A 2917-nucleotide genomic window follows, 5' to 3' on the forward strand; every position below is an offset into this window, starting at 1 on the left:
GGCTCACGATGAGTACGGAATTGGGCACAAGCGACTTCGCAACGAAGGTCCGAACCTCCGTAACTGATGGCACTACGATTTCAGTCTGACCTGAGGCGCCGCTATCAACGGTCAGTTCAACTCTATAGGTAAATGACTGCATCTTTTTGTGAGAAGAAGGTGCTATTGCGTTCAAAGTCGTAATGTCTGCTTCTGGCCGGCTGGAGTCACTCAGCTGATGTCATTGGGGCTTCGTGGAGTATGAACCTGCTCGCCATCTGGTTCCAGCTAGCAGCCCGCCCTTGAAGAAATAACAGCTGTCCATACTCATCCATATTTGAATCTCGGTGAGTTAAGCGTAGCCATTTCTCATAAAATACGTCAAAGTCTTCCTGAGTCATTTGAGGTAAAAACTTATCGGAATAATCAAAGAGGGCAAGGAACTCAGTGTTAGGCCGCAACGATATTGAGCGCAATGGTTCAATGCCGAGCAAACCCATCAGCAACTCCAATTCTTCGTCACCGGCGAGCGTAACCGAGAAAAGCTCGGCACAGGCCGCCGCCATTAAGGCTTCAATCGACAAAGACGCTATGGCACTTGGTTCGTTTGACGATGCGAATAGATAGCTTTGAATTCTCGCCTCCACTAAAGTTGAGATGATATCGACGTCCAGTAGTCCGTCTGCTTCTGGCCGAACCCGGCCGTTCTGTCCAGCATAGCAGGTTGTCAGATGGAAAATATAGCGCCCCCTCAAGACAGGATGGATTCGCCGCCGAAAGCTGCTTGTCTGCGTGGCCAATGGCAGCGTGCAAATGGTCAATCGGAAGCTGGCAGGTGACGATGGTCGAGCGGCTACCGTGGCTCTAGCGGCTGTCAGAACTACGTCAACGAGGTAAATCACGGATCGGGGAGACGCTATCCCCGAATAGCACACGCCGCCGGCGAAACGGTGCGCCCTGGATGCATTCCGGTCTGCTGATCCGGTCCATTCGAAAATGACGGAAGTCCTCGCGCGCAGGATCCCAGGCCACTAAATACCAGAGCGGTGGCAAGATGAGCATGGCTTGCGGTTCAACAACTCGATTGGTTACGCCCCCTTTTGCGTCACTATATTGGAAACCCAGGTGCAGCCGCTGGAGAAAAGCTTGCTCGAATGCGGGCAGTAAGGTCGGCTCCATCGCTTTCATATCTGATATATCCACCAGTGGTGAAAGCTGCCCGACATACAGGCAGTCCAGAAACCGGCGCAGGTCGTGCACCTTGTCGGGCGGCAGGGCCTGCTCAATCTTGGCCAGCCCGGCATCTGCAAGACCTGAAAACGGTATATTCATGGCTGCCCGCATTGATGCAACGCTGACAAGCAGCGCAAAGACCTCGGCGACCGAGAGACGCGGCGTGGTCTGAACCGATTGCAAATTAAGTTGCAGGCCACCGCCGCGACCCGGTTCGGAATAAATGACAAAGCCCTCATCGCGCAGCGCGCTGATGTCACGCAACACCGTCCGCCTGGATACGCCAATCTCCTCCGCCAGTGCTCCGACTGTCGAAGTGCTGTTGCGGCGAAGGCTGCGTACGATGGCGTCATGTCGAAGGCGAAGATTCATGTCTCATCCTACCCTTAAATGGTGCCAGTATTTGGCACCATTGGATTTTAATATATCAGTGTTGCCGTCGAAATTACCGTGCACACCCATTAAACCCGAGGACGGGAAAGAGCGGGCACTCCACAACGGAATGAGTCGCTTGATCACCCGGGACGACCAAATAAAGGAAATACTAATGTCAACCACAACCCATTTTCCCAAGCCTACGTTTGTTCCAGTCAACGGCGTGGTACTGGAAGTCTTTGAAGCAGGCCGACAAAATGGCGGAAATCCAATCGTACTCTGTCACGGCTGGCCTGAGCACGCCTTTACCTGGCGCAATCAGATTCCCGCCCTTGTCGCGGCGGGCTACCATGTCATCATCCCCAACCAGCGGGGCTACGGCAATTCGTCCCATCCGGCCGAAGTGACGGACTATGACATTCGAAATCTGTCGGGCGATCTTGTCGCTCTTCTCGATCACTACGGATACCAGGATGCGACCTTCGTCGGTCATGACTGGGGTGCAATGGTCGTTTGGGGGCTGACCCTGCTCTATCCGGACCGCGTAAACAAAGTGATAAATCTAAGCCTGCCTTACCAGGAGCGTGGCGCAAGCCCCTGGATCGAAGTCCTTGAGCAAATCTTGGGCAGCGACTATTACTTTGTCCATTTCAATCGAAAGCCGGGTGTCGCGGACGCCATATTGGACGACAATACCTTCCGGTTCCTGCGCAACCTGTACCGGAAAAACGTGCCACTCAAGGAACCCGAGCCGGGCATGGCAATGATCAATCTGGCCAGAGCAGAAACTCCACTCGGAGAGCCTTTGATGAGCGACAGCGAATTAGCCGTTTTCGTCTCGGCCTTCGAAAAAACTGGGTTCACGGGCAGTATTAACTGGTACAGGAATCTCGACCGCAACTGGCACCTATTGGCGGATGTGGACCCTGTCATCCATCAACCTACGCTCATGATTTATGGGGACCGTGATGTGGTTCTCAAATCAGAAAGACTGGCAAAGTTCGTGCCCAATGTGGACGTGATCAGTTTGGATTGCGGTCACTGGATCCAGCAGGAAAAGCCGGAAGAAACCAACCAGGCGATATTGAATTGGCTGGCACGGCAGAGCTCAATCTGATCGTAGGGCCGGTTCAAGGGCATGTACGCTCTCCGGCCCGGCCGGAGGGCAGGATGGCACGCCGAAAGCTATCAGTGAGTGGTACGCCTTCAAGCGCATGAATTCTATTTCTGAGGAAATCTACGAACACAGCACGAGTCAAACTACCTGCGGCGTAAGCCTCTAGCGAGTTCTCCAGCCACTCAAGAATCGAAAGATTCGACACGAAATGTC

The 2917-nt window shown here is 53.6% G+C and carries 3 protein-coding genes; 1 reads left to right on the forward strand and 2 read right to left on the reverse strand.

Annotated elements, in window-relative coordinates; genetic code table 11:
- Nucleotides 1–206: 206 nt before the first annotated feature.
- On the reverse strand, nucleotides 207–779 hold the full coding sequence (locus AC0V2Y_RS28550; protein ID WP_475417937.1) for a hypothetical protein: 573 nt from the start codon (nucleotides 777–779) through the stop codon (nucleotides 207–209).
- An 85-nt stretch (nucleotides 780–864) separates the two neighbouring features.
- Nucleotides 865–1584, reverse strand: coding sequence for a helix-turn-helix transcriptional regulator (locus AC0V2Y_RS28555; protein WP_475417938.1), 720 nt, complete (start codon nucleotides 1582–1584; stop codon nucleotides 865–867).
- A 175-nt stretch (nucleotides 1585–1759) separates the two neighbouring features.
- On the opposite strand from AC0V2Y_RS28555, the gene AC0V2Y_RS28560 reads away from it, so the two are divergent.
- On the forward strand, nucleotides 1760–2704 hold the full coding sequence (locus AC0V2Y_RS28560) for an alpha/beta fold hydrolase (protein ID WP_475417939.1): 945 nt from the start codon (nucleotides 1760–1762) through the stop codon (nucleotides 2702–2704).
- The last annotated feature ends 213 nt before the right edge of the window (nucleotides 2705–2917 follow it).

It is taken from the genome of Janthinobacterium sp. BHSEK (genome assembly GCF_056174685.1).